Annotated in this window: 22 protein-coding genes; 18 read left to right on the top strand and 4 right to left on the bottom strand. The window is 64.3% G+C overall.

Annotated elements, in window-relative coordinates:
* Nucleotides 1-72 precede the first annotated feature (72 nt).
* Nucleotides 73-1,206 (bottom strand): FMN-dependent L-lactate dehydrogenase LldD, encoded by a 1,134-nt coding sequence (gene lldD / locus KIO74_RS24065; protein ID WP_213337473.1) that lies wholly within the window; start codon nt 1,204-1,206, stop codon nt 73-75.
* Nucleotides 1,207-1,508: 302 nt separating this feature from the next.
* On the opposite strand from lldD, the gene osmF reads away from it, so the two are divergent.
* The 6 genes from osmF (at nt 1,509) to KIO74_RS24095 (ending at nt 6,437) form a co-directional block, all read left to right on the top strand.
* Nucleotides 1,509-2,420 carry a glycine betaine ABC transporter substrate-binding protein OsmF gene (gene osmF, locus KIO74_RS24070; RefSeq protein WP_213337474.1) on the top strand — a complete coding sequence of 304 codons (912 nt, stop codon included), beginning with the start codon at nt 1,509-1,511 and terminating at the stop codon, nt 2,418-2,420.
* Between the two features lie 34 nt (nt 2,421-2,454).
* Complete coding sequence (locus tag KIO74_RS24075) at nt 2,455-3,636, top strand: ABC transporter permease (protein ID WP_213337475.1); 1,182 nt, start codon at nt 2,455-2,457, stop codon at nt 3,634-3,636.
* Nucleotides 3,633-4,583, top strand: coding sequence for an ABC transporter ATP-binding protein (locus tag KIO74_RS24080; protein ID WP_213337476.1), 951 nt, complete (start codon nt 3,633-3,635; stop codon nt 4,581-4,583). Before KIO74_RS24075 ends, KIO74_RS24080 begins: the two co-directional genes overlap by 4 nt.
* The gene (locus KIO74_RS24085; protein ID WP_213337478.1) at nt 4,580-5,341 is read left to right on the top strand and encodes an ABC transporter permease; all 762 of its coding nucleotides are present in this window, start codon (nt 4,580-4,582) and stop codon (nt 5,339-5,341) included. Before KIO74_RS24080 ends, KIO74_RS24085 begins: the two co-directional genes overlap by 4 nt.
* A 148-nt stretch (nt 5,342-5,489) precedes the next feature.
* Nucleotides 5,490-5,957: a DUF1801 domain-containing protein gene (locus tag KIO74_RS24090; protein ID WP_213337480.1), complete on the top strand. Its 468-nt coding sequence runs from the start codon at nt 5,490-5,492 to the stop codon at nt 5,955-5,957.
* 81 nt (nt 5,958-6,038) lie between these two features.
* The gene (locus tag KIO74_RS24095) at nt 6,039-6,437 is read left to right on the top strand and encodes a DUF1801 domain-containing protein (RefSeq protein ID WP_213337481.1); all 399 of its coding nucleotides are present in this window, start codon (nt 6,039-6,041) and stop codon (nt 6,435-6,437) included.
* Nucleotides 6,438-6,507: 70 nt separating this feature from the next.
* On the opposite strand, the gene KIO74_RS24100 is transcribed toward KIO74_RS24095, so the two are convergent.
* Entirely contained in the window at nt 6,508-7,443 is a 936-nt protein-coding gene (locus KIO74_RS24100) for a PfkB family carbohydrate kinase (RefSeq protein ID WP_213337482.1), read from the bottom strand.
* Nucleotides 7,436-8,533 carry an ABC transporter ATP-binding protein gene (locus KIO74_RS24105; RefSeq protein ID WP_213337483.1) on the bottom strand — a complete coding sequence of 366 codons (1,098 nt, stop codon included), beginning with the start codon at nt 8,531-8,533 and terminating at the stop codon, nt 7,436-7,438. The genes KIO74_RS24100 and KIO74_RS24105 overlap by 8 nt, the downstream gene beginning before the upstream one ends.
* A gap of 125 nt (nt 8,534-8,658) precedes the next feature.
* Here KIO74_RS24105 and KIO74_RS24110 point away from each other — a divergent pair, with 125 nt between their 5' ends.
* Genes KIO74_RS24110 through KIO74_RS24140 form a run of 7 tightly spaced genes read left to right on the top strand, consistent with a single transcriptional unit; the run spans nt 8,659 to nt 17,492 of the window.
* Entirely contained in the window at nt 8,659-9,804 is a 1,146-nt protein-coding gene (locus tag KIO74_RS24110; RefSeq protein WP_213337484.1) for an ROK family protein, read from the top strand.
* A complete protein-coding gene (locus KIO74_RS24115) occupies nt 9,805-11,157 on the top strand; it encodes a hypothetical protein (protein ID WP_213337485.1) in 1,353 nt (450 codons plus the stop codon).
* The gene (locus tag KIO74_RS24120) at nt 11,150-13,174 is read left to right on the top strand and encodes a TIM-barrel domain-containing protein (protein WP_213337486.1); all 2,025 of its coding nucleotides are present in this window, start codon (nt 11,150-11,152) and stop codon (nt 13,172-13,174) included. The genes KIO74_RS24115 and KIO74_RS24120 overlap by 8 nt, the downstream gene beginning before the upstream one ends.
* A gap of 51 nt (nt 13,175-13,225) precedes the next feature.
* Nucleotides 13,226-14,464, top strand: coding sequence for an ABC transporter substrate-binding protein (locus KIO74_RS24125; protein ID WP_213337487.1), 1,239 nt, complete (start codon nt 13,226-13,228; stop codon nt 14,462-14,464).
* Nucleotide 14,465: 1 nt separating this feature from the next.
* The gene (locus KIO74_RS24130) at nt 14,466-15,410 is read left to right on the top strand and encodes a carbohydrate ABC transporter permease (protein ID WP_213337488.1); all 945 of its coding nucleotides are present in this window, start codon (nt 14,466-14,468) and stop codon (nt 15,408-15,410) included.
* A 2-nt stretch (nt 15,411-15,412) separates the two neighbouring features.
* On the top strand, nt 15,413-16,312 hold the full coding sequence (locus KIO74_RS24135; RefSeq protein ID WP_213337489.1) for a carbohydrate ABC transporter permease: 900 nt from the start codon (nt 15,413-15,415) through the stop codon (nt 16,310-16,312).
* 49 nt (nt 16,313-16,361) lie between these two features.
* Nucleotides 16,362-17,492 carry a mandelate racemase/muconate lactonizing enzyme family protein gene (locus KIO74_RS24140; protein ID WP_213337490.1) on the top strand — a complete coding sequence of 377 codons (1,131 nt, stop codon included), beginning with the start codon at nt 16,362-16,364 and terminating at the stop codon, nt 17,490-17,492.
* A 58-nt stretch (nt 17,493-17,550) separates the two neighbouring features.
* On the opposite strand, the gene KIO74_RS24145 is transcribed toward KIO74_RS24140, so the two are convergent.
* Nucleotides 17,551-17,940 carry a RidA family protein gene (locus tag KIO74_RS24145; RefSeq protein ID WP_213337491.1) on the bottom strand — a complete coding sequence of 130 codons (390 nt, stop codon included), beginning with the start codon at nt 17,938-17,940 and terminating at the stop codon, nt 17,551-17,553.
* A gap of 339 nt (nt 17,941-18,279) precedes the next feature.
* Between KIO74_RS24145 and KIO74_RS24150 the strand changes: the two genes are divergently transcribed.
* From KIO74_RS24150 to KIO74_RS24170, 5 genes are all read left to right on the top strand, one after another.
* Complete coding sequence (locus KIO74_RS24150; RefSeq protein WP_213337492.1) at nt 18,280-19,110, top strand: creatininase family protein; 831 nt, start codon at nt 18,280-18,282, stop codon at nt 19,108-19,110.
* A 16-nt stretch (nt 19,111-19,126) separates the two neighbouring features.
* Nucleotides 19,127-20,548: an FAD-binding oxidoreductase gene (locus KIO74_RS24155; RefSeq protein ID WP_213337493.1), complete on the top strand. Its 1,422-nt coding sequence runs from the start codon at nt 19,127-19,129 to the stop codon at nt 20,546-20,548.
* The gene (locus KIO74_RS24160; protein ID WP_213337495.1) at nt 20,545-21,810 is read left to right on the top strand and encodes an NAD(P)/FAD-dependent oxidoreductase; all 1,266 of its coding nucleotides are present in this window, start codon (nt 20,545-20,547) and stop codon (nt 21,808-21,810) included. The genes KIO74_RS24155 and KIO74_RS24160 overlap by 4 nt, the downstream gene beginning before the upstream one ends.
* Nucleotides 21,810-23,063 (top strand): amidohydrolase family protein, encoded by a 1,254-nt coding sequence (locus KIO74_RS24165; protein WP_213337496.1) that lies wholly within the window; start codon nt 21,810-21,812, stop codon nt 23,061-23,063. Before KIO74_RS24160 ends, KIO74_RS24165 begins: the two co-directional genes overlap by 1 nt.
* A 428-nt stretch (nt 23,064-23,491) precedes the next feature.
* Nucleotides 23,492-24,481, top strand: a complete 990-nt coding sequence (locus KIO74_RS24170) for a carbon-nitrogen hydrolase family protein (protein ID WP_213339195.1) — start codon at nt 23,492-23,494, stop codon at nt 24,479-24,481.
* The last annotated feature ends 27 nt before the right edge of the window (nt 24,482-24,508 follow it).

The raw sequence follows: 24,508 nt of genomic DNA on the forward strand, positions 1-24,508 counted from the left end.
ACCACGGCCTCCCCAGGGAGAGCCGGCTCTTGAACGCCTCACACCCACAGCCTGCCGGCAGCACGCGACCCGTCAGCTGACGAGGCTGTCGCGCGTGATCTCGCCGATGCTGTGCGCACCTGTCAGTGTCATCGCTACGCGCATTTCCTTCTCGAAGAGGCCGAGGAGGTTAGTCACCCCTGCCTCGCCCGCCGTCGACAGCGCATAAACGAAGGCCCGGCCGAGCAGCACCGCGTCAGCGCCGAGCGCGATCATGCGAACCACGTCGAGGCCGGTGCGGATCCCGGAGTCCGCCAGGATCTTGATCTGGCCCTGCACGGCCTCCGCGATGGCCGGCAGGGCGCGGGTCGTCGACAGGACGCCATCCAGTTGTCGTCCACCGTGGTTGGAGACCACGATGCCATCGGCTCCAAAGGTTACGGCGTCGCGCGCGTCATCGGGATCAAGAATTCCCTTGATCACCATGGGGCCCTTCCAGAACTCGCGGATCCATTCAAGGTCCTTCCAGCTGATGGATGGATCAAAGTTCGCGCCAAGCCAGCCTATATAGTCAGCGAGGCCAGTGGGCTTGCCGAGATAGGCGGATATATTGCCGAGATCATGGGGCTTACCCATGAGCCCTACATCGAATGCCCAGGACGGATGGGTGACTGCCTGCAGCATACGGCGAATATTGGCATAGGGACCGGACATGCCGGAATGCGCATCGCGGTAGCGGGCGCCCGGCACCGGCATGTCGACCGTGAAGACGAGGGTGTTGATGCCCGCGGCCTGCGCACGCTCCAGGGCGTTGCGCATGAAGCCGCGGTCCTTCAGCACATAGAGCTGGAACCATATCGGCGACGGCGACTGTTTCTGCACCTCCTCAATGGGACAGACCGAGACAGTGGAGAGCGTGAATGGAATGCCCTTCTTGTGGGCGGCCCTCGCGGCCTGCACTTCCCCTCGCCGCGCATACATGCCGGTCAGGCCGACAGGCGCGATGATGACCGGCAAGGTCAACTTCCGTCCGAAGAGTTCCGTCTCCAGGCTTAGGGAAGACATGTTCTTGAGAACGCGCTGCTTCAGCGCGACAGCCGAGAGATCAGCGACATTGCGCTGCAATGTATGCTCGGAATAGGCGCCCCCGTCGGCATAGTGGAACAGGAAGCCCGGCAGCTTCCGACGTGCGGCCTCGCGATAATCCGTGGGAGCTGAAATTATCATTGTCCGTCCGATGCACGATTGGGATCGGCGGCTTATCGCACACCACGGCCTGGCTTTATAGTGTGGTGAGGTCCTGATCCTGAGAATTCGTCCTCGCGTGGGGAGGGTATGCTTCCGATCAACCAGCATGCGGCGAGAACCCGCGCCGCAGTGGAATCGGGAGTGGCTATCTCAACGATCGCGGCGGGAACTCCCTCGGCGAGTGCGGGTTGTCCTTCCGCCGCTCCGTGACCGGTTGGGGCTGCCTTTAATGCTCAGAAGGATCTAAGATCATCCGAGCAATTGCCAAGGAAGGTCGTCCGATGAAGCTGTTCACGACAATACTTGCCGCCGGGCTCGTCCTCGGAGCCGCAGTTCCGGCCGCGCATGCGGATGTGGTGGTCTCATCCAAGATCGACACCGAGGGCTCGGTTCTCGGGAACATCATCCAGATCGCGCTGAATGCCAATGGCATCAAGACGCAGGATCGCATTCAGCTCGGCGCGACGCCCGTCGTCCGAAAGGCCATCACAGCCGGCGAGATTGATATCTATCCCGAATATACGGGCAACGCGGGCTTCTTCTTCAACAAGGCCGACGATCCGCTCTGGAAGGATAGCGCGAAGGGTTTCGAAGCCGCCAAGACGCTCGACTATGATGCGAACAAGATCGTCTGGCTGGCTCCGGCGCCAGCGAACAACACCTGGGCCATCGCCGTTCGCAAGGATGTCGCCGAGCCCAACAAGCTTGCGAGCATGTCCGACTTCGGCAAGTGGGTCGCCGGCGGGGGCAAGGCTGTGCTCGCCGCTTCCGCGGAATTCGTGAACTCGGCTGCCGCCCTGCCCGCTTTCCAGACGGCCTACGGCTTCGCGATGAAGCCCGATCAGTTGATCGTCTTGTCGGGAGGCGATACAGCGACAACGATCAAGGCTGCGGCGGAAAAAACCAACGGCTCGAACGCGGCCATGGTCTATGGAACGGATGGTGGCATCGCGGCGTCGGATCTGGTGGTGCTTGCCGACGACAAAAGCGTGCAGCCTGTCTATGCGCCCGCCCCGATCGTTCGCGAGGCGGTCCTGAAGGACAATCCGAAGATCGCGGACATTCTGAAGCCGATTTTCCAGTCGCTGGACCTGACCACGCTCCAGGGGCTCAATGCCCGGGTTCAGCTCGGCGGCGAGCCTGCAAAGGCCGTCGCCACCGACTATCTGAAATCCAAAGGTTTCGTGAAATGAGGATCTGCAACCTCTCTCACGAAACCCACGGCGGATGAAGCGATACGACTGGCCGCTCCGCGGCAGGCGCCTGTCGTTTGACCGGCTAGGGATCGTCATCGCACTTTTTCTGGGGCTGGGCCTATGGCCCGCGCCCTTCGTGACCGTTCGCGCCAATCGTATCGCCAGCGGCCAACCCTTCACGCTGTTCGAGGCTCTGCCCTGGTTCGGGGTCGCGGCGCTTGTGTCAGTCGTTCTGGCTGCCGCCGCCGTCGCGCTTTTCGTCCGGCCGCCTGGGGGCCGCCTGGCCGCCGCCGCGATCGGCCTCGCGGTCCTGTTGCCGGTGGTGGGATTCGCCGCGACGTGGCTCACGCCGCCGGGCAACAGTTTCGCGCGCATCTCCCCCGCCGTCGGATTTTGGCTGCTTGCCTCAGGATTGGCTCTGCTCCTCGCCGACTCGATGACGCGCCTTAATTTTTCGCCCTGGGCGCGCGTTGCCGCGCTCGCGCTGGCCGGCCTGATGGTGGGGCTCATCATCGCCTCCGGCGCCTGGAATGACCTCGCGGTGATGAAGGAATATGCCAACCGGTCGGACAGCTTCGGCCGCGAGATCCACCAGCACCTCATCCTCGCGATCGGGTCACTCGTCAGCGCGGTCATCACGGGCGTGCCATTGGGCATCCTGTGTCATCGACGACCCAGGCTGCGTGTCGCGGCCCTGCAAACGCTCAGCATCATTCAGACGATCCCGAGCATCGCACTCTTCGGCATCCTCATGGTGCCGCTCGGCTATCTCGCCGGCACCGTACCACTGGCGCATGCCGTCGGGATCCGGGGCATCGGCGCCGCTCCGGCTTTCGTCGCCCTGTTTCTCTATTCCCTCCTGCCCGTCGTCGCGAACACCGTGGTGGGGCTGGCCCAGGTCTCTCCGGCGGTCGTGGACGCGGCGCGCGGCATGGGCCTGTCGCGGCGGCAGCAGCTTTACCAGGTCGAGCTGCCGCTCTCCCTGCCGATCGTTCTGGCTGGAATGCGCATCGTGCTCGTCCAGAATCTCGGGCTCGCCACCGTCGCCGCCTTGATCGGCGGCGGAGGCCTCGGAACGTTCATCTTCCAGGGTATAGGTCAGACCGCGATGGATCTCGTTCTGCTCGGTGCCATTCCCATCGTCGCTATGGCCTTCGCCGCAGCTGTCATTCTCGATGCGATGGTCGATGTCGCTGAGAGGGGGATAGCGTGATCGCAATCGAGCACCTCACGAAACGTATCGGCGGAACGACGATCGTGGACGACGTCTCGATGGTCGTGGAGACCGGCACGATCACGGTGGTCGTCGGCACCTCGGGAGCGGGTAAATCAACCCTGCTGCGGATGGTCAACAGGTTGATCGCGCCGACCTCCGGCCGCGTGCTCATCGATGGCAGTGACACGATGACCATTCCCGAAGACACGCTGCGGCACCGCATCGGCTATGTCATCCAGGGCAATGGCCTATTCCCTCACTGGACGGTCGCCCGCAACATCGCGACGGTCCCTCGCCTGCTCGGCTGGGACGCAAGCCGCATTGACCAGCGCGTGACTGAACTCCTCGCGTTGTTTCAGCTCGATCCGGGCGAGTTCGCCGGCAAGTTTCCACACCAGCTCTCGGGCGGACAGCAGCAGCGTGTCGGTGTCGCGCGGGCTCTCGCCGCAGAGCCCGGCCTGCTCCTGATGGACGAGCCCTTCGGGGCGCTCGACCCGCTTATCCGGAGAAGGGCGCAGGACGATCTGCTCGGCATCCAACGCCGTTTCGGCACGACCATCATGCTCGTTACCCATGACTTGGAAGAGGCCTGCCATCTGGGTGATCGCATAGCCGTGATGCATGAAGCGAAGCTCCTGCAATATGGCACGCCGGCGGAGTTGCTGATCCGACCGGCGGAAGGCTTCGTGGAGCGCCTTGTCGGATCGTCCGAGCGTCCGTTTCGGCTTCTTTCACTCGCCAAGGTACGTAATGCGGTCGAGCCGGGCGACGTGCCAGGCTCACCCGTCGACCCCGACCTCAATCTGAGGGACGCGCTCTCGCGCTTGATCTGGACCGGGGCCGAGCGTCTTCCTGTCGCGCCGGAACAGGGACGGTCCGGCGGGCACGTCAGCGTGGCGGGGATCATCGCCCATGGCCGCTCCTCGATGCGGCTCTCCGAATGAAGAACCCCGGCCTTCTCGGACGCGCTCTGGTCCTCGTCCTGCTCCTGGCGTTCATCCTGTCGCCGAATTCCTTTGCGCCTCTTTTCAGGCCACTGACGGAGAACAACGCTCCGCCGATCTACAACCATGGCTCGCTACTGTCCTTGACCCTCTCCCACCTGACGATCGTGTTCGTTGCCACATGCGCGAGCACGCTCCTCGCCGTCGGCCTCGGCATCCTCGTCACGCGCCCGAGCGGAATGGAGTTTCTTCCTCTCTCGCGCAGCCTCGTGAATGTCGGCCAGACCTTCCCACCGGTGGCGGTCCTGGCGATCGCTGTCCCGCTCGTCGGGTTCGGCGAGATACCGACCTTCATCGCGCTCTTCCTCTATGGTCTGTTGCCGATCTTCGAGAACACGCTGACGGGCCTGGCGCAGGTCCCAGCCCTGACTCGCGAGGCGGCCAGAGGCATGGGAATGAGCCCACGTCACCGCCTCATTCAGGTGGAACTGCCTTTGGCGCTGCCGGTGATCCTCGCCGGAATAAGAATTTCCACGATCATCAACCTCGGCACCGCCACGCTCGGCTCCACGGTCGCCGCAAAGGGGCTCGGTGAGGTCATCATCGCCGGCCTGCAATCGAACAACCAGGCTTTCGTACTTCAGGGCGGGATCATCGTGGCCATGCTGGCCGTGCTTATCGATGGCCTGCTGATCGGTGTCGAGCGGTTCACGAGCTCTCGGCTCGGAGGACAGAGCGCCTCGAGAGCATTGCGGTGACGGGCGCGGCCAGCGGGGCATCCTTTCATGTCGCAAGCGCAGCACAGCTATATAAGCCGGTCGCGAGGACGAGGCCTCACCGCGCCCGATCCGGAAGTGCCGCGATCCGAATGATAGGTCCAAACCCTTCACGTCCATGGTGAATGCAATGACCAGGAAGACTTCCAGCAAGCCCAGGCAGATCCCGGAGGCAACACTCAAGCAACCCGCCGGCAAGCCTGTACTTCTCTCGGGCGGCAATCCTCAGATTGCGAAGGCTGACGGCGACGCGCCCGTGCAGGCCTATATCGCCGCCATGCCGGGCTGGAAACGTGCCGCCGGCGCGAGTCTGGACGCGCTCATCACACACACCGTTCCTGACGTGCGCAAAGCGGTCAAATGGAATTCGCCGTTTTATGGTGTGGAGGACCAAGGCTGGTTTCTTAGCTTTCACTGCCTCACCAAATACATCAAGGTAGCTTTCTTCCGGGGCAGATCGCTTGAACCTCTTCCTCCGGTTGCGTCAAAGGATCAAAATACGCGTTACTTCCACATCTATGAGGGGGAGCAGCTCGACGAAAAGCTGGTCGCAAGCTGGATCAGACAAGCTTCGAAACTTCCCGGCTGGATCCCTTAGGGCGGACCAGGGTCTTTGCTGTGGATCACTGGATTGAGGCCAGCCCCACGGGCGCACGAGCAACGCGGAGACGATCACGTCATGGGCGAGAGCGGAACTGGGGAGGCGCGGCCTCCCTCTCAGATGATCGATGAGAGGATCCGGGAACTCGGTGACTGGCGCGGCGATGTCCTGTCACAGATCCGCGCCCTGATCCGCCAAGCCGATCCCGCGGTGATCGAGGAATGGAAGTGGAGAGGTGTCCCTGTGTGGTCTCGCGGCGGAATCATCTGCACTGGCGAGACTTACAAGAGCATCGTGAAAATGACCTTTGCCAGAGGCGCGGCTCTTCAAGACCCATCAGGCCTTTTCAACGCGAGCCTCGATGGCAATACGCGGCGCGCCATCGATATCCATGAGGGCGAGGCAATCGACCCGGAGGCGTTGAAAGCCCTCATTCGGGCTGCCGTGGACCTGAACATGTCCCGGACCCGCCGCTGATCGAGCTACACAACGCGGTCGATCCGCTCGCCGATTGCGCGGAAAACCAACCCGCAACGGCGGATTGGCTCTACGACGTCTTGTACCAGCCGACATCGAGAGATGGGCTGAAGTCGCGGAGCGCATCCCACGTGGGCAGGCCGGCCCGCCCGCCCGGCCGCGTGCATTTCAACGCCGCCACCGCATTGGCGACGGCGATCGCCTGGTCGAGGGGGCAGCGCCGTGCGAGAGCGAGCGCCAGGGCGCCATGAAACGCATCGCCCGCGCCAACGGTATCCACCACATCGACCTGGGGCGGCCGCGCGTTGCGGACGCGCCCGCCGTCGAGCCAGAACAGGCCGTCGGCCCCGTCCGTCACGCCGATGAGCGCATGGCCGGGCCGGGCCGCCTCGCGCAGACCGGCCTCGATCCCGTCGGTGCCCGTGAACTGCGCCAGCCCGGGACGTGAGAAGACCACGTGATCAGCCGTGGCGACCAATGCCGCGACCTCATCCCGGCCATGGCGCGAGATATCGGCATCGAGCACGGAGGGAATGCCGTTATCACGCGCCGCGGTCAGGCATTTCATCGCGCCCTCCGGCCACGACAGATCGCATAGCACGGCATTGCCGAGGCTCTGCGGCTTTAACCAGCCGGGATCACGCGGCAAATTCGGATCGGCATAGGCGACGATGAGGCGCTCGCCCTGGCGATCGACGAGGATGATCGAGCCAGGCGACTGAAACCCCGCGAAGTCGCGTAACCACGTCACGTCGACCTTCTCATTATCGAGTTCACGACGGAGCACCGCCCCGGTCGGATCATCGCCTAGCCGGCCGGCGAAGCTCGCCCGCCCACCCAGCCGGGCAATGGCCACGCTTGCCGTCGCCGCCGGGCCACCGCCGACGTCACGGCGGGCGGATGCGTAGATCTTGACCGGCTCACGCGGGATCGACGCGACCGACAGGATCGTGTCCTGGATGGCGAGACCGAGGCAGAAGACCTCCGTGTCCTCGGCGCTATGCAAGTCTTTCGCCCGATTCTGGATGGAACAAATGGAGCGCGTCGACATCGAGACGGAAGCGGCGCGCCTTGTCACCCACATGGGCACCGCCGGGCTTCACCCGCGCCATGACCTCGCGCTCGCCCAGCGTCACCACGGCGATGGAATCGGCGCCATGCTCCTCGACGAGGATGACATCGGAGACGAAATCCGCGCCATTGCCATCGCTGTCAGTAACGAGCGCGATATGTTCGGCCCTGAGGCCGACCTCCACACGGTCGACATTGGCGCGAGCCAGAGCCTCGGCGCGCGTGGCGGGCAGGCGGATATCGTGGCCGCTCCCGAACGACAGGACTGACTGTCCCGCCTCCACCTTCCGCCGGGCCGGCACCAGGCTCATCGGCGGAGAGCCGATGAAGGTCCCGACGAAACTATTGACCGGCTTCTGATAGATTTCGATGGGCGTCCCGATCTGCTGCACCTCGCCGAGTTTCAGCACGACGATGCGGTCGGCCATGGTCATGGCCTCGATCTGATCATGCGTCACATAGATGCTGGTAGTACCCAACGCCACCTGCAGCTTTCGGATCTCCATGCGCATGCCGACGCGCAACTTGGCGTCGAGGTTCGACAGCGGCTCGTCGAAGAGGAAGACCTTGGGGTCGCGGATCAGCGCGCGCCCGAGCGCGACACGCTGGCGCTGGCCGCCGGAGAGCGCCTTCGGCTTGCGATCGAGCAAGGCGTCGAGCTCGAGCATCCGCGCCACCTCATGCACCTTGGCGTCGATCTCGGAGGCCGCCATGTCGCGCATCTTCAACGCGAAGCCGAGGTTTTCCGCCACAGTCATATGGGGATAGAGCGCATAGTCCTGAAACACCATGGCCATGTCGCGGTCGCGCGGCGCAACGGCATTCAGGCTCCTGCCATCAAGCATGATCTCGCCGGAAGAAATCTCCTCCAGCCCGGCGATCATCCTGAGCAGCGTGCTCTTTCCACAGCCGGACGGGCCCACCAGAACGATGAACTCGCCGTGTTCCACATCGAGATCGACGGCCTTCACGGCCTGGACGTTGCCAAACCGCTTTTCAACGGTCCGCAGTGTCAACTCTGCCACTTTCGTCTCGCTCCCGTGTTGACAATTTTTCTTTTTAAAGCACAATAATTACATAGTGTAAATATAACGGATAAACAATGTTGGGACGGGCCGCCCCCAGGAGCAGGAGAGAGACACGGGCCACCGTGCTCGAGAACTTATTGCGCACTGGCGGCGCCTTTCGCTCGGCGATCGCGCGTGAAACGAAGCTGACCGAGGCTAGTGTCTCACGCATTCTCGCCGAGTTACGCAGCGAAAATCTCGTTCAAGAAGTCCGCCATCCGGCACCCTACAGCGGCGGGCCGACCTCTCTTGTTACACTAAGCAAAAGCGTAGCCATTGCGGGCATCGAATTGTCCAACAGCCGGCTCTCCTTCGGCATAGGCGACCTCGCCGGCACGCTCGACTATGTGGACAGGATGCCGGCCTCGCCACAGCTCGATCAGGACGCGTTCGAGCAGCTGTTCCGGCGCAGCGCTGCCGCCATGCTGGCGTGGGCACAGACGCGCGGCATCACCCTTCGCCAGGCTGCCCTCTCCATTCCCGGCTATGGCCGTGAGGCCGGCAATCCAATCTACCCCTGGGATGTCGCGCGCCTGCGTGGCGTTCTCGGCGATGCCCTTCCGGGCTTGCCGCTTGAACTCACCAACTCCGTCGTCGCGCAGGCCGCTTTCCAGCGCTATTCCCAAAGCACGCGCTATCCGGTGGCCGGCAACCACCTCTTCCTCTTCGTGGGCCACGGCGTGGCCGGTGTCATCGTCAACGAAGCCGCCTCGATCGACGCCTTCTCGCCCTTCGAGATCGGCCACATGGTGATCGAGCGCAACGGTCTCGCCTGTCGCTGTGGGCACCGGGGCTGCATCGAGGCCTACACGTCGCTGAGGGCGATCTCGTCGATCCTCAACCTCGACGCCGGGGAGATCCTGCATCGCGGCGACAGCTTCATCGACATGCTTGATCTCGACGGCGACGCACGCGCCGTGCTGCGGGAGCGGCTCGTCATGCTGGGGCTCGGGCTCGGCAATGCGCTGAACCTGCACCCCCTCTCTTCGGTGGTGATCAGCGGCTGGCCGTCCCTGATGCCGGAGGAAGATCGCGCGGCCATCATCGCCGGGCTGGACGAGAGCCTGCTCGGCGGCTTCGACGAGCGGCGCTTGAGCCTGTCTTTCATCGCGCCGTCGATCGGCAATGATCCGCGGGCGGCGCTTCATTACGCAGCCTATTGTTTCGTGAGCGGTGGAGGACTGGACGCAAGAGCCGACTCCCAGACCGCGCTGGAGGAGATCGCCTAAATGCTGACAAGAAACCAGGCCGCCGCAACGGGCGAGAGCCGGGTCGGTATCCTCTTCGTCGCGTCCTCGCTCTTTCCGGAAGCGGCGGCCCAGGCGTTAATCGCGCGGACGCAGGATCTCGTTGGAGAGGAACGGCTCGCCGGGCGCTTTGCTGTCGCCGGTACGCTGGCACGCGACCGCGCGACCTGCGCGGCGGCGCTCGAAAGCCTTGATCTGGGCGATCTCGACGGGTTGGTGATCCAGCTCTCAACCTTTTGCACCGCCGACCTTCTCCATGAGGTGCTGACCGCGATCGGGGGTCGCGCGCTGCCCCTCGCCCTCTGGGCGCTTGAGGAAAGTGACGCCATCATCACCAACTCGCTCTGTGGCGCGCAGCTCTGGGCATCGACGCTCGCGCGCTTCGGCCATCGCTTCACCCTGCTGATGGGCAATCCGGGCGAGGACGCGCTCGCGTGGGACTTGGCGGCTTTCGCGGCCGCCGCGCGCGCCAACACGCGTGTCAGGGGCGCGCGCGTTGCCCTCGTCGGCAGCCATGCGGACTGGTTCACGAATCTCGCCGTGGACCCCTGGGCGCTCAAGCGCGCGCTCGGCGTCACCATCGAGCAGATGACGCTCGTACGGTTCCTCGAAGGCTGCAAGGCGACGGCCGAGGCTGAGAAGGCCGGCGCCACGCGCTGGGCCGAAGCGAGCTTCGACGGCGGCGAGGCCGAGGCTGGCCGTGCCACGCTGGGACGGACCTATGCGCGCCTTGCGTCCGGGCTCGATGCCGTCAAGGCGGATGCCATCGCGCTGCGCGACTGGCCAGAGATTCTCTATGCGGAGGATTTCCGCGGCACCTGGGCCGCGCTCGGCGAACTCTCCGATCGCGCAACGCCGATCGCGCCGGAAGGCGATGTCATGGGCGCCGTATCCGCCCTTGTCGCGCGGGCCTTTGATCCCGCCTCCCTGCCCTTCCTAACAGATATCTCCGGCATCGACCGCGCCCATAATCGTCTCGTGCTGTGGCACTATGGCGTCAGCCCGCGGCTGGCGGATGGACCGCGTTCGCTCGATCCCGTCCTGAAACAGGAGACCTTTCCGCTGCGCGCCGGCCCGATGACCCTGTTCCGCCTGTCCATGCGCGCCGATGGAGCCTTGCGGATCTTCGTGACCGAGGGCGTGATCGAGGATCAGCGGTCCGGCGCGAACCGCGCCGCCGGGTATTTCCGCCCGTCGAACAGTACGGCGGAGGCGTTGGTCCGACAGTTCATCGACGAGGGCTACGAGCACCATGTCACGGCAGTCTACGGCCATTGGCGCGACGCCGTCTCGCATCTCGGTCGCCAGCTCGGTGTGAAGGTGGACCATGCCTGACATCCGGCCAGACAGCGAGGCTGGCGCTTCCCATGCCGGCGCCGCCCATCGCCCCGTGAGCATCGGCTGGCGCGCCTCCGGTGGCTCGTGGACGACCGTGCCCTTCGCCGAGGCGGGCGGCGCCGTCAGCACCACGGAGACGCCCGGCGGCGGGACGCGGATCGTCGTCACCCGCCCGGGAGCCGCTGCCGTCGAGATCGCTTTCGCCGTGCCGGCCAAGTTCCAGGCCTTCGGCGGCGGCGAGCGTTTCGAGACGCTCGACCTGCGCGGCCAGTCAGTCCGCTACTATCTGGAGAACTTCGGCCTCGGCAACGGCACCTATCTGCCGAGCCCCTGGATCGCCACGACGCTCGGCTACTCGCTCTTCCTGCCCGACGAGGCGCCGGCCGTCTTCCACATCGCCGCGCCCTTCGATCCCAACGTTTTGCGGGTCCAGGTCGAGGGTGAGAGCCTGACGCTCGATATCGACCGCGGCGGCCTTGCGGAGCTCTATGCGGCGCTGATCGCGCGGATCGGCCCGCCGCTGATGCCGGACCCGCATTTCTTCGGCCTCTGGAAGGCGGGTGACTGGCGCTATGAGAATGCAGCGACGGTCGCGGCAGATGTCGCCGGCCATGCCGACCTCAACCTGCCGATGGCGATCAAGCTCATCGACGCCTATTGGGCGAGTGAGGTCCACTCCTTCGCCTTCGATACCGTCAAATATCCCGACGCCTGGGGCATGGTGTCGGACATGGCCAAGGACGGAACAGGCATCTATCTCTGGCTCTGCCCCTGGGTCGTCGTCGGCACCAAGTCGTTCGACTATGCCCGCTCCAAGGGATATGTGATCGTCGATCGCAATGGTGAACTGATTACACGCCGTCCCGGCGCCAATCCCAATGTGGTGGCCGCGCTCATCGATTTCTCCAATCCGGAGGCGAGCGCCTGGTGGTCGGGCAATCTTCGCGGCCTCGTCGAGCGGGGGAGCGTTGGCTTCAAGGCCGATTTCGGCGAACAGCTCCCCGAACATGCCGTGCTCCACTCCGGTGAAACCGGTGGACGCGCTCACAACGCCTTCGTGCGCTACTATCTCGAGGCGACGATCGCGGCCTTCGACGGCAAGACGCCGGCGATCATCAGCCGCTCTGGCTCGCCGCGCGTCCGCGCGCCCATCTGGAGCGGCGACCAGACGTCGGACTTCTGTCCCAAGACCGGCCTGCCATCCGCGATCCGTGCCGTCCAGAGCGCCAATCTCTCAGGGTGGTCGTTCATCGGCAGCGACCTCGGCGGCTATTTCGGCACGCCGACGCCGCAGGTTTTCGCGCGCTGGACACAGTTCGCCTGTTTCACGCCGCTGATGATGCTGCACGGCCTGGGCTGCCGGGAGCCATGGGACATGGATGCGGCGTCGACGGCCATCTATGCCGACTACGCGAGGCTGCACCTCGCCCTTCGACCGATCTTCGAGCATTACGGCCAGGAAGCCGCCAACGGCGGTCTCCCTCTCCTGCGCATGATGCCGCTCGCCTTCCCCGATATCGATTGGAGCGGGATCAACGACTGGGACCAGCAATTCATGCTGGGACCGGATATTCTGGTCGCGCCCGTCGCGTTCTACGGGAATACCCGCGCGGTCTATCTGCCGCATGGCGACTGGTACGACGTGCTGGCCGATGAATGGGTGAGCGGGCCGGCCTGGCGGATCCATGACGTCCCGCTCGACAGGATGCCGCTCTTCCTGCGCGACGGCGCGCGGCTGACGCTCGCCCTCGGAGCCACCGGCCATGGGGAAAGCAAGGCCGCGCTCGGCCTCATTGCCGTCAACCCGGACCGGCATTCATCCGTTGACACAAAGCGCGGGTTTGCCGCTGATTGGCGCATTGATCACGTCGGGATCGTCGGCGCCCGGGGACGCCCTGGATCCCATTCCGGCGCGGCCGATCAGCCGGTCGCGGCGGCGGACATAGCCAAATGGTTCGGCAAGGATATCCTGTGGCTTTCGCCGGACGCAGAGGTCGAGACTGGCCCTGATTGATAAATCAGAAATATCAATTCAGCATAATTCAATAATAAAGCGGAGGAACGAATGAACATGCGAAGCAATCTCAAAATCGGCGCGGCCATTTCAGCTGTCGTTCTTGGACTCGGATTGTCGCCGGCACTTGCCGACAACATCGTGATGTGGGTCAATGCTCCTCTCGTGCCCGGGCCCAACGCTCCGATCTATGAGGAGATCAAGGCCTTCGAGGCCAAGACCGGCCACAAGGTCGAGCTGCAGGCCGTTCCGCATATGGAAATGGAGCGCAACCTGTTCGTCGCGCTGTCCGGCGGCGCCGGCCCGGATGTGATGGCGCTCGACATTGCCTGGGTTGCTGGCCTCGCCGATGCGGGCTTGCTCGCCGACATCACCGACAAGACGAAGCCGATCGCCGAGCAGTACCAGCCGGGCCCGCTGGCGAGCGGCCGGTTCCAGGAGAAGCAGTACGCCCTCCCGCTTTACACCAACAATGTCGCTCTCTTCGTCAACGATCGCATGTTGGCGGATGCGGGGATCGCCAAGGCGCCGTCCAACTGGAAGGAGTTCCGCGACGCCGCCATTGCCATGACGAACAAGGAGAAGGACACCTACGGGGCGAGCTTCGGTGGCAGCCGGATGGGTGCCTTCCAGCTCTACAGCTTCATCTGGCAGAACGGCGGCGAGATCATCGACGAGAAGGGCGTGCCGCATGTCGCGGAAGCGCCGACGGTCGAGGCGGTGGACTTTCTAGCCAAGCTCTACACCCAGTCGCAGGCCATGCCGAAATCGGTGCTCACGGCCGGCAACTGGGACGAGGTGCACGCCCCCTTCATCCAGGAGCGCGCCGGCATGGTCGTGACCGGCGACTGGGCACTGGCGGCACTCGCCAAGGGTAACCCCAACCTCAAGTTTTCCGTGCATCCGCTTCCCGTTGGCGTCAAGGCGGCCACTGTCATCGGCGGCTACAACCTCGCCGCCAAGGCCGGCAGCAAGTCTCCGGACGCGAGCTTTGCCCTCATCGAATGGCTCACCGGGCCGCGCAGCGTGGAGCTGATGCGCAAATATGAGCGCCTCTCAGCGGCTGCCAGCGCGACGACGCCCGAGGCGATCGCCACCCTGCCGAAGCAGCTCCAGCCGTTCATGGCGCAAGCGGATGCGGGCCGTGCCCGCCCGGTCGTCGCGCCGTGGAGCGAGATCCATGCGAGCGTCTTCGCGAATGCATGGGATTCGGTGATCCGCGGCAAGCCGGCACAGGCAGCGATGACCGAGGCCAATACGGCGATCAAGGGTCTGTTGGAGAAGAAGTAGGATGACCGCGCGCACCCTGAACGCACCGGGTCTGAAAAGAACCTGGTCGTCGATCTTCGAAACCGGGCTGGGTGCGCGCATCTATCCCTATCTGATGGTCTTGCCCGCCGTCATCATCGTTCTCGGCGTCGTCGTCTATCCCGTTATTTCGGGCGTTGTCTCGTCGTTCTATGACGTCACCTTGCGGACGCTCAACAATGGGACGGTCACTTTCGTCGGGATGCGCAATTTCCAGCGCGTCTTCGCCGATCCGGTCTTCGTCAAGGCCTCCGTCAACACGCTCATCTGGGTGGTCTTGAACGTCGTCGCGCAGCTCGGCCTCGGCCTGGCGCTGGCGCTGCTCCTCCACCGCGCCATGCCGGGGATCGGCTTTTTCCGTTCCGGCATCCTCGTGCCATGGGTGGTGCCCAGCGTCGTCGCCGTGCTGACGTGGCGCTGGATGTATGATCCGAGCGTCGGCATCGTCAACGAGATGCTGCTGAAGCTCGGCATCATCAGCGACTATCATCCCTGGCTCGGCGACACGGCCACCTCGCTCTATGCGGTCACGGTCGAAAGCATCTGGAAGGGCACGCCCTTCGTCATGCTGCTGCTGCTTGCCGCGCTGCAGCTCGTGCCGCGCTCCATTCTGGAGGCAGCCTCAATGGATGGCGCATCAGGCTGGCGCAAGCTCTGGTACGTCATCCTGCCGCAGATCCGCGTGTCCTTCGCGATCGCGGCGGTGCTCACCTTCATTCTCACCGTGAACAACTTCAACGCCATCTGGCTGATGACCGAAGGCGGGCCGCTGAATTCGTCGGAAATCCTGTTCACGCTGGCCTATAAATACGGTTTCCAGCGTTTTGATCTGGGCATGGCCTCCGCCGTCGCGACGATGCTCTTCGTCGGGCTGGTGATCGCCACGACCCTCTATCTCAAGCTCATCCAGGCGCGCGAGGGAGATTAGCCATGAGCCTCGCCACCCTCTCCGTATCCCGCACCGCCGGCGCGCCACGCTCCGACGCGCTGCGCCGCACACGGACGCCGAAGTCGTTGCGCAAGGTCCTGACCTACGCGACGCTCTGGATCGCCTTTGTGTGGTCGGTCTTTCCCTTCTACTGGATGATCGCCACGTCTCTCCGCGCGAAGGACGAGATCTTCCAGCGTCCGCCGGCGCTCGTTCCGCACAGCGTGACGTTTCAGAACTATATCGACCTTTTGATTGGCGCCCACTTCTGGCAGTTCGCGCTCAACAGCCTCATCCTCACGGTGAGCGTCACGCTCATCAGCGTGGCGCTGTCGGTCACGGCCGGCTATGCGATGGCGCGGCATCGTTTCAAGGGTTCGGTGGCGCTGCCGCTCTTCATGCTCTACGGCCAGATGTTTCCGCCCGTGCTGCTGCTCATCCCCTTCTATGTGCAGTTGCGCTATCTCGGCTGGCTCGACAGTCTCTATGGGCTCATCCCGGTCTATCTCAGCTACATGCTGCCGCTTTGCGTCTGGCTGATGCGCGGCTTCTTTTCGCAGGTGCCACATTCGCTCGAGGATGCGGCGCGGATGGATGGCTGCACGCGCTGGCAGGCCTTCTGGAAGGTGATCCTGCCGATGGCGCAGCCGGGCATCGTCGCGGTCGCGACCTGGGTGATGATCCACACCTGGAACGAGTTTCTCTATGCCAGCACCTTCATCCTCAGCGAGAAGAAGCGCACTCTGCCCCTCGGGCTGAGCGGGCTCATCGGCCAGTACACTACGGACTGGGGCGTACTGATGGCCGGCGGCGTCATCACGGCCGCGCCCATCCTGCTAGCCTTCTTCTTCCTGCAAAAACACCTGGTGGCCGGGGTCGGCGGCGGCGCCGTCAAGGGATGACCCGGGCGCCACGGTCCAACATGAACGCGCGCGATGCGGAGGACTAGGAATGACGACAATCAAGCGGATCGAGGCCTTCGCCCTCTCCTGTCCCACGCCCGGCGGCGCGGTGTTCGCCGTCGGCCGGTCCGCCAAGCGTGACATGGTGCTGGTGCGCATCGAGACGACGGATGGCATCGTCGGCTACGGCGAGGCGCATCACGCCCAGACGCCGAGCACGATCGCCGCCTTCATCAACGATGCGCTCGGGCCATCGCTGATCGGCATGGATGCCCACGAGACGGAGGCCATCTGGGACAAATCCTACCGGCATTACATCGCGACCCACGGGCCGGGAGCCGCGGCGGTGATCGGGCTCAGCGGTGTCGATCTCGCCCTGTGGGACATCAAGGGCAAGGATCTCGGCCAGCCGGTCTATCGCCTGCTCGGCGGCCGGCGCCGGCCGATCCGCGCCTATGCGGGCGGCATCAGCCTCGGCTTCCAGCCTGTCGATGACCTGAAACGGGAGATCGAGGGCTATATCGGCCGCGGCTACGACTTCATGAAGCTCAGGGTCGGCGACAGCATCGAGAAGGACCTGGCGCGCGTCAGCGCGATCCGCGCCGCGTTCGGTCCCGAGATCACGCTGGCGGCCGATGCCGGCACCCGCTATCGCAGCGCCGATATCGCGCGCATCGCCGAGATCTGCGAAGCCGGCCGCCTCGCCTGGCTCGAGGAGCCGTTCACGCCCGACAATCTACCGGGCTACCGGCGGCTCCGCGCTGTCACGTCGACACCGCTCGCCGCGGGTGAGAACCACTTCACGCGCCACGAACTGCGCGCCCTGATTGCGGAGCAGTTGATCGAATTCGTCCAGGCCGACGCCTGCAAGACCGGCGGCATTACCGAAATCCTGAAGATCGCCGCGCTGGCGGATACATGGCACCTTCAGTTCGCGCCGCATACCAGCGCCTCGGTCCTCAGCACCGCCGCGTCCGTGCATGTGCTGTCGGTCGCGCCGAACGCCTTCATCTACGAGGCGGACGTCTCGGCGATCAACGCCTTCCGCGACGATCTCGGACCACCCTTCGCGATCGAGAACGGGACGATCCTGGCGCCGGAGGGGCCGGGGCTGGGCGTGGAGATCGATGAGCGCCTGATCACGCGCTATCCGTTCATTCCCGGCGCCTCCTACCAATAGGACCGGCGCCGGCCAGGTCCCGGCTTCGCATCCCTCTGGAACAATGAATGCGGTCGCGTCAGGCTGGTCCCGCCGCGATCGCCTCGATCTCCACGACAAATTCCGGCCGAGAGAAGCCGGAGACGATCATCAGGGTCGAAGCCGGATAGGGCGCGGGAAATAGCGCGTTGCGCACATCCATGTAGGGAGCCATATGGTCGCGCGCCGTTACAAAGGCATTGATGCGGACCACATTCGCCAGCGTCATGCCCGCTTGCCGCAGGACCGCCTGGATATTGGCGAAGCATAGCTCCGCCTGGGCCTTGCAGCCATCGGGGACCTTCCTGTCCGGGGCGACGCCAAGCTGCCCGGAACAGAACAGCAGGCGAGAATTGCCGGGAACGAGCACGCCATGGCTGTAATTGGAAAATGGTGGCGCTATATCGGAAGCATTGACGGCGATGTTCATGCGAATTGTTTCCTCTTTCCGCACAGGCTATGCGCTCGCTTGTCTTTTGCCAATGTGGCGGTGGCCAATTATCCACCACACCTCGCGCCACGAAGACAGCTTGACATTACCGGGCGTTTCGCGGACATTCTTAAAACCCCATGGCACAGGGCTGTCCAGGAACGAGCCGCAACTCAGTATGATCGGACTGCGATCAATAGAGAAGCGTGGTGCTCGTGACATGAAGTCCGGATATTCCCCCGATCATCGCTGCCGCCGCGAAGTCGAGGCCGGCGCTCCACTCCGCGCCAGAGGCCGGTCGTGCCGCCCCAGAGATACCTTGCCCCGCGGGGTTCCATCATGACAAACCGCAGCGGCCGTTGGGCCGATCTCACTCGCGTCGATTTCGAGGCGCTCGATCGGGCCCGTGCGATCGTAGTGCTGCCGATCGGCGCCACGGAACAGCATGGGCCCCATCTGCCGGTCTCCGTCGACGGCGACCTCGCGGAAGCCGTGGTCGAGCGGGCCCTGCCGTTGGTCCCCGACGACCTGACGGTTCTTGCCCTGCCGACCCTTGCTCTTGGCAAAAGCAACGAGCACGGCAAGATCGCGGGCACACTCTCCCTCTCGGCCACGACGCTGATGGGCATACTGACCGACATCGGCGAAAGCTTATCGAAAACTGGATTTCGCCGCCTTGTCATCCTGAATACGCATGGCGGAAATTCATCTGTACTTGATGTCGCGGCGCGCGATATCAAGATCGACTTCGGCCTCACGGTGGCGACCTGTCACTGGTTTAACTTCAACGAGGCAACCGCGCTCACCGATCCGTCGGAGCAGGCCTATGGCATCCACGCCGGCCTCGTGGAGACCAGCGCCATGCTGGCCTTGAAACCCGAACGCGTCGTGATGGAACGCGCCGCCAACTTCCCGAACCGCGCGCAGGACTGGCAAGCGAGTTTCCGCCATCTCGGCCTGTCGGCCGGGCGCGCACGGCCGGCCTGGGTGATGGACGAACTCAACGACGCTGGCGCCTGCGGAGACGCGGCCTCGGCGACGGCGGCGATGGGCGGACAATTGCTCGCCAATGCCGCGTGCAATTTCGCGGATTTCCTCGCCGAGTTCGATCGGTTCTGCGACGGGCAAACAGGTCCCGGGCAAACAGATCCTCGGCCCGGAAGCACATAAAAAATCTGGAGGAAGAATGTCCATTTCCGGGAAGACCTCGATCGACTGGCAGGCCTTTCGCGATGAACTCGGCGACATCGAAACGTTCGATACGCCGTCTGTCGTCAAGAAGCGCTCCCGCGATTTCTTCTGGTACAGCCCCATTCTCAATCGAGAGCTCGCCGCGAGCTTTGGGGATCTGGTGGTGGCACCGAAGACGATCGACGAACTCAAGCGCTGCATAACGCAGGCGGTGGCCTGGAAGGTGCCCACCGTGGTGCGCGGCGGCGGCACCGGCAACTACGGCCAGGCCGTGCCGCTCGATGGCGGACTGATCATCGACATGACGGGCGTCAACCGCATCCTTTCGATCGAGGGCGACACCGTCCATGTCGAGGCCGGTTGCAAGATCGGCGCCATCAACGCGGCGCTGGCCGCCCATGGCCGGGAGTTGCCGCTGTTTCCCTCGACGGAGGCACTCGCGACCATCGGAGGCTTCATCGCCGGAGGTTCCGGCGGCATCGGCTCCATCCGCCACGGCATGTTGCGCGATGGCGGCAACATCAACACCATCGGCGCGCTCTCCATGGAGAAGGAGCCGCAGCGCCACGTTTTCCAGGGGGAGGATATCCGCGCGATCCACCATGCCTGGGGGCTCAACGGCGTCATCACCGACCTCGTGCTCAAGACGATCCCCTCACCGCGCTGGATCAATGTGATCGCCTCCTTTGCCAGCTATCCCGAGGCGTTCGGGAGCGGCATCGCCGCCGGTTCCGAGCGCGCGCTGGCGTTGAAACTGCTGACGACCATAGACGCGCGCATCGCCGCCTCCATCCGCAGCCTCGGGCCAATGGGTCAGACCGGTCGGGCGCTGCTGTTCGCCGTCGTGGCGGCCGACGACGCGGCGCGCCTCGGAGATATCCTGAGCGCCGCGGGCGGGCGTCTGGAGATGGCGGATGACGACGCGGCGACGCGCGCCGCCGGGCTGCCGCCGATGTCCGATTTTTCCTACAATCACACCACCCTGCAGATCCTCAAGCAGGATCGTGGCGTGACCTATCTGCAGGTGACCTTCCGCGCGCCGCTCGACAGTGGAAAGATTGCTCCCCTGCAGACGGTGTTCGGTGACGAGGTGCTCATGCATCATGAATTCGCCCTTCTCAATGGCGAACTCGTGGCCTTCGACCTTCCCGTCGTGCGCTACACCACCGACGAGCGCCTGTTTGAGCTGATGCGCATCTATGATGCCCATGGCTGCCCGGCGTCCAACCCCCATGTGCCTTTCGTCGAAGGCGGCTCCATGAAGCCGGACTTCCGCCATCTCGCCTGGAAGAAACGCCTCGATCCCCTGGGCCTTCTCAACTCCGCGAAATCCCGCTTCTGGAACGAGGTGAAGCACCTGTCTGCCGATGAGATCGAAGCCCTGCCACCGCACCAGCCGGTCAGGAAGGCATCATGAGCGCGGGCTTGGCGAGTGCAGGCGCCGTGATCGTCGGCGCCGGCCACGGCGGATCGCAGGCCGCTGTCTCGCTCCGGCAGGATGGATATTCGGGCCCAATCACACTGATCGGCGACGAACCAGGCTATCCCTATCATCGCCCGCCCTTGTCCAAGGCCTTCATGAAAGCCGGCGACGACAAGCTGCAGCCTCTGCGCGGCGAGGCGATGTATCTCAACCACGGGATAGACTATCGGCCGGGGACGACCGTTCGAGCCCTCGACCTCACCGGCCGGCGCTGCATCCTCGACACTGGCGAACTACCATTCGGGGACCTCATTCTGGCAACCGGCGCGCGGCCGCGCGCCCTTGCGATCGATGGATGCGAACGCGAGGGGATATTCACGCTGAGGACGGCCGCCGATGCCCAGCGCATCAAGAGGCGCATGGCGGCCTCCGATCATGCCGTCATCATCGGCGGCGGCTTCATCGGCCTCGAGATCGCCGCGACCATGGCGGTGCTTGGCAAACGTGTCACCGTGCTGGAAATCGGCGAGCGGCTCCTCGCGCGCGCCATCTCCCCGGTCGTGTCCGACCATGTCCTTGCGCGCCTTGCGGCCTCCGGCGTGGATGTCCGGCTTGGCGCGCAGGTCTCGGCTTTCGAGGGAAAAACAAGCGTTCAAGCCGTGGCGACCCAGTCGGGCGAGCGCTTCCTCGCCGACGTCGTCGTGGTCGGCATCGGCGCGGCCCCCGCTGTCGCGCTGGCGGCTGAAGCCGGTATCCGGGTCGATGGAGGCATCGTTGTCGATGAATGTCTCAGAACGTCCGCAGACCGCGTCTTCGCCATTGGCGATTGCGCCCGTTTTCCCCATTGGCCGAGCCAAAGCCTCATGCGGCTTGAATCCGTTCAGAACGCCACGGATCAGGCGCGTCATGTGGCGCAAGTCATCCTCGGCGCGACGACCCCCTATACGGCTGTGCCGTGGTTCTGGTCCGATATCGCCGATATGAAACTGCAGATGGTCGGCCTTCCCATCGGCGCCGATCGCCACCTCGTCACCGGCCAGCCGAATGAGAATGCCTTTTCGGTCTATCACTTCCATGGAGACGATCTCGTTGCGATCGATACGGTCAACCGCCCCGCGGACCACATGCTGGGGCGCAAGATGCTCGCGTCGGGCTATCGGCCCACGGAACACGACATTCTGTCCGGCAGGCTGAGCGATGCCTTCCGCCAGTGGTCGGCGGCCTCCCCCGCCGGCGGCGCCATCCGGTCCGCCTGATGCGGAGCGCAGCGCAACCGAAACAGCACGACGTCATACTTGGCAACGTCCGCGCGCCGTTGTCGCTGGTAGCAGACCCAGAGGCCTTCGGCGGCCGACGAGAGCGCGACTGCCTGGTGGGTCATCTCGTCATTCGCGGCGAGCGGATCATGGGGCTCACGGACGGCGACGCGGATATCGATCTCCACGGCAGGCTCGTCACGACGCCGTTTGTCGAGCCGCACTGCCATCTCGACAAGTGTTTCACGATCGAAAGGCTCGACTTCTCCGGTGGCTCGCTCATGGAGGCCATCGCCGCCCAGGCTAGGGACAAACGGGCATGGACCCACGCCGATCTGCGCGCGCGCGCGGCGCGGGCGCTCGAGGAACTCTGGCGCGCCGGAGTGCGGCTGGCGCGCACCCACATCGATTGGGAGGCCGACGCGCGCAATCCCGCCCATATCCCGCTCGCCTGGGCGGTGATAGGCGAACTTTGTGAAGAATGGCGCGGCCGCATGAGGGTGCAGCGGGCAGCGCTCCTGCCGGTGGACGCGATGGCCGACGCCAGCTATGCCGATGGCCTCGCGCGGATGATTGCATCAACCGGCGGCGTGCTCGGTGCTTTCATCCTCGATCAGCAGAACCGGCGCGAGGGCATCCTCAACATGGTTCGTGTCGCGATGAGACACGACCTGGCGCTCGATTTTCACGTGGATGAGAGCCTCGCCCCCCACCTCGATGGCGTCGAACTCATTGCGCAGGAGGTTGTCGCGCGCGGATTTGCGGGGCCGGCTCTCTGTGGTCATGTCTGCAATCTCGGCTCCCTTGAAGCCACGGCGCGTCAGCGTCGCATCAACCTGATCGCAAGGGCGGGATTATCCGTGGTGTCGCTGCCGTCCAGCAATCTTTACCTGCAGGATCGCGGGAACGGAATGCCGCGCCAGCGTGGGTTGACCGCCGTGAAAGAACTGATGGGTGCTGGCGTCAATGTTTCATTCGGCACGGACAATGTTCAGGATGCCTTCTGCCCGGTGGGCACTCACAATCCGATGATGGCGCTGGCGTCGGGCATTCTCGGCGCCCAGCTCGAACCGCCGCTCGGGGCCTGGCTGCCGATGATCGCGACGAATGCCGCATTGGCCCTGGGGCAGAGGCTGGAGCCTATCGACCATTCCACGGTCCATTCGCTCATCGTTTGGGATACGCATGATCTCAGCAGCCTCATCAGCGGCGGCGCCCACAACTGGCGATGCCTCGCCGCGATGGTTCCATAGGGCTCGGTCAGGCAGCCGTGCGAAGGCTTCCAGCAGCGGCAACGGCGCGCTTATCGGATGAAACTGCCGCCGGCAGCGGGCCTATACCGATCCTCGCGCGGCCTTTGCCAACCATGCGAAGGAGGCAGACTTCTGCACGGTCGTCGTGCCGCCGAACCACCACGAGGCGGATGGCCACGCTGTCCTCGAATGGGCGCATCTTTGCTGGCAGTGCCTCGCGGGCCATCGGACGAGGCTGCGTCGGCTTGACGAATCGCGAACCCTCGGACAGTTTTCAACTGCGGCGTTGCCTGCGCCTAACCTCCCTGACCTTCCCCAGCATGGTCTTCAACGGAGGCAAAGGGGCTCATGTCTCGGGCAACGACCTCGGTCTGATCGTTTCGGGCGGGTTGCTGGGGAACCGCGTTCGGGACGTGAAAGGCCTGATGATGACGCGAAACAAGCATCTTAAACGCCGTGTCCGTGCGCGTGCTGCCAAGACCGGCGAATCCTACACTGCGGCGCTGCGACATCTCCGCGAGCCAGCTCGCGATCCCGCTATCCGCTCATTGCGCATGGCTGTCGCACAGACATCGCTGTTCAACGATCCGCGGGAGATTTCAGCACTGCGTGCCAGCGGCGCCGAAATGCGCGGCCTCATGGAGGATGCGTGGAAAGCCGGCGCCCGCCTCATCCATTTCCCGGAAGGGACAACCTGCTGGCCCGGCAAGCGCATCATGTCCATCGGCGGCCCTGCAGAAATCGGCCCGTCCGACTGGACCCGCTGCGCGTGGCACATTCTGCGTGAAGAGCTGGAAGACATCCAGGCGCTGGCCGGGCGACTCAAACTCTGGACGGTCTTCGGTTCCGCGCATCCATTGACGCCACCAAACCGGCCGCATAACAGCATCTATGTCGTCTCCGACCGCGGTGAAATAGCGACACGCTATGATGAGCGCCTGTTGTCGCGTACGAAACTCTCATTCATGTATACTCCGGGAAAAAGCCCGGTAACTTTCGAGGTGGACAATATCCGCTTCGGATGCGCGCTCGGGATGGAAACGCATTACCCCGAAATATTCGTCGCATACGAAAAACTTGATGTGGACTGCGTGCTGTTCTCGACCTCGGGAGAAAGCCCCGCCGCGGCTCCGGCATTTGCGGCGGAAGCGCTGGGGCATGCCGCGAGCAACACCTATTGGGTCAGCTACGCGGCACATGCGCCGCAAAGCGCGGCGGTCCCTTCCGGGATTGCCGGCCCGGACGGTCAATGGAAGGCACAATGTCCCATGAACGGTCTGCCCGCCCTCGCCGTCACCGACATCACGATCGGTCCTGAGAACCGCGCAAGGCCATGGCGGCGGCAGGTCCGTACCGATCTCTACGCAGCGCATCAGGTCAGCGGCGATCCAAGGAGCGACGGGAAGAACCTGTTCTAGAGTCTTCCAGACCGTCAGGGAGCCATT

This window comes from Chelatococcus sp. HY11, from assembly GCF_018398335.1.
Lineage (GTDB): Bacteria > Pseudomonadota > Alphaproteobacteria > Rhizobiales > Beijerinckiaceae > Chelatococcus.

Coding starts and splice junctions, on each gene's coding strand:
- lldD (WP_213337473.1), bottom strand. CDS start 1,206: ATGATAATTTCAGCTCCCACGGATTATCGCGAGGCCGCACGTCGGAAG.
- osmF (WP_213337474.1), top strand. CDS start 1,509: ATGAAGCTGTTCACGACAATACTTGCCGCCGGGCTCGTCCTCGGAGCC.
- KIO74_RS24075 (WP_213337475.1), top strand. CDS start 2,455: ATGAAGCGATACGACTGGCCGCTCCGCGGCAGGCGCCTGTCGTTTGAC.
- KIO74_RS24085 (WP_213337478.1), top strand. CDS start 4,580: ATGAAGAACCCCGGCCTTCTCGGACGCGCTCTGGTCCTCGTCCTGCTC.
- KIO74_RS24090 (WP_213337480.1), top strand. CDS start 5,490: ATGACCAGGAAGACTTCCAGCAAGCCCAGGCAGATCCCGGAGGCAACA.
- KIO74_RS24095 (WP_213337481.1), top strand. CDS start 6,039: ATGGGCGAGAGCGGAACTGGGGAGGCGCGGCCTCCCTCTCAGATGATC.
- KIO74_RS24115 (WP_213337485.1), top strand. CDS start 9,805: ATGCTGACAAGAAACCAGGCCGCCGCAACGGGCGAGAGCCGGGTCGGT.
- KIO74_RS24120 (WP_213337486.1), top strand. CDS start 11,150: ATGCCTGACATCCGGCCAGACAGCGAGGCTGGCGCTTCCCATGCCGGC.
- KIO74_RS24125 (WP_213337487.1), top strand. CDS start 13,226: ATGAACATGCGAAGCAATCTCAAAATCGGCGCGGCCATTTCAGCTGTC.
- KIO74_RS24130 (WP_213337488.1), top strand. CDS start 14,466: ATGACCGCGCGCACCCTGAACGCACCGGGTCTGAAAAGAACCTGGTCG.
- KIO74_RS24135 (WP_213337489.1), top strand. CDS start 15,413: ATGAGCCTCGCCACCCTCTCCGTATCCCGCACCGCCGGCGCGCCACGC.
- KIO74_RS24140 (WP_213337490.1), top strand. CDS start 16,362: ATGACGACAATCAAGCGGATCGAGGCCTTCGCCCTCTCCTGTCCCACG.
- KIO74_RS24145 (WP_213337491.1), bottom strand. CDS start 17,940: ATGAACATCGCCGTCAATGCTTCCGATATAGCGCCACCATTTTCCAAT.
- KIO74_RS24150 (WP_213337492.1), top strand. CDS start 18,280: ATGACAAACCGCAGCGGCCGTTGGGCCGATCTCACTCGCGTCGATTTC.
- KIO74_RS24155 (WP_213337493.1), top strand. CDS start 19,127: ATGTCCATTTCCGGGAAGACCTCGATCGACTGGCAGGCCTTTCGCGAT.
- KIO74_RS24160 (WP_213337495.1), top strand. CDS start 20,545: ATGAGCGCGGGCTTGGCGAGTGCAGGCGCCGTGATCGTCGGCGCCGGC.
- KIO74_RS24165 (WP_213337496.1), top strand. CDS start 21,810: ATGCGGAGCGCAGCGCAACCGAAACAGCACGACGTCATACTTGGCAAC.
- KIO74_RS24170 (WP_213339195.1), top strand. CDS start 23,492: ATGACGCGAAACAAGCATCTTAAACGCCGTGTCCGTGCGCGTGCTGCC.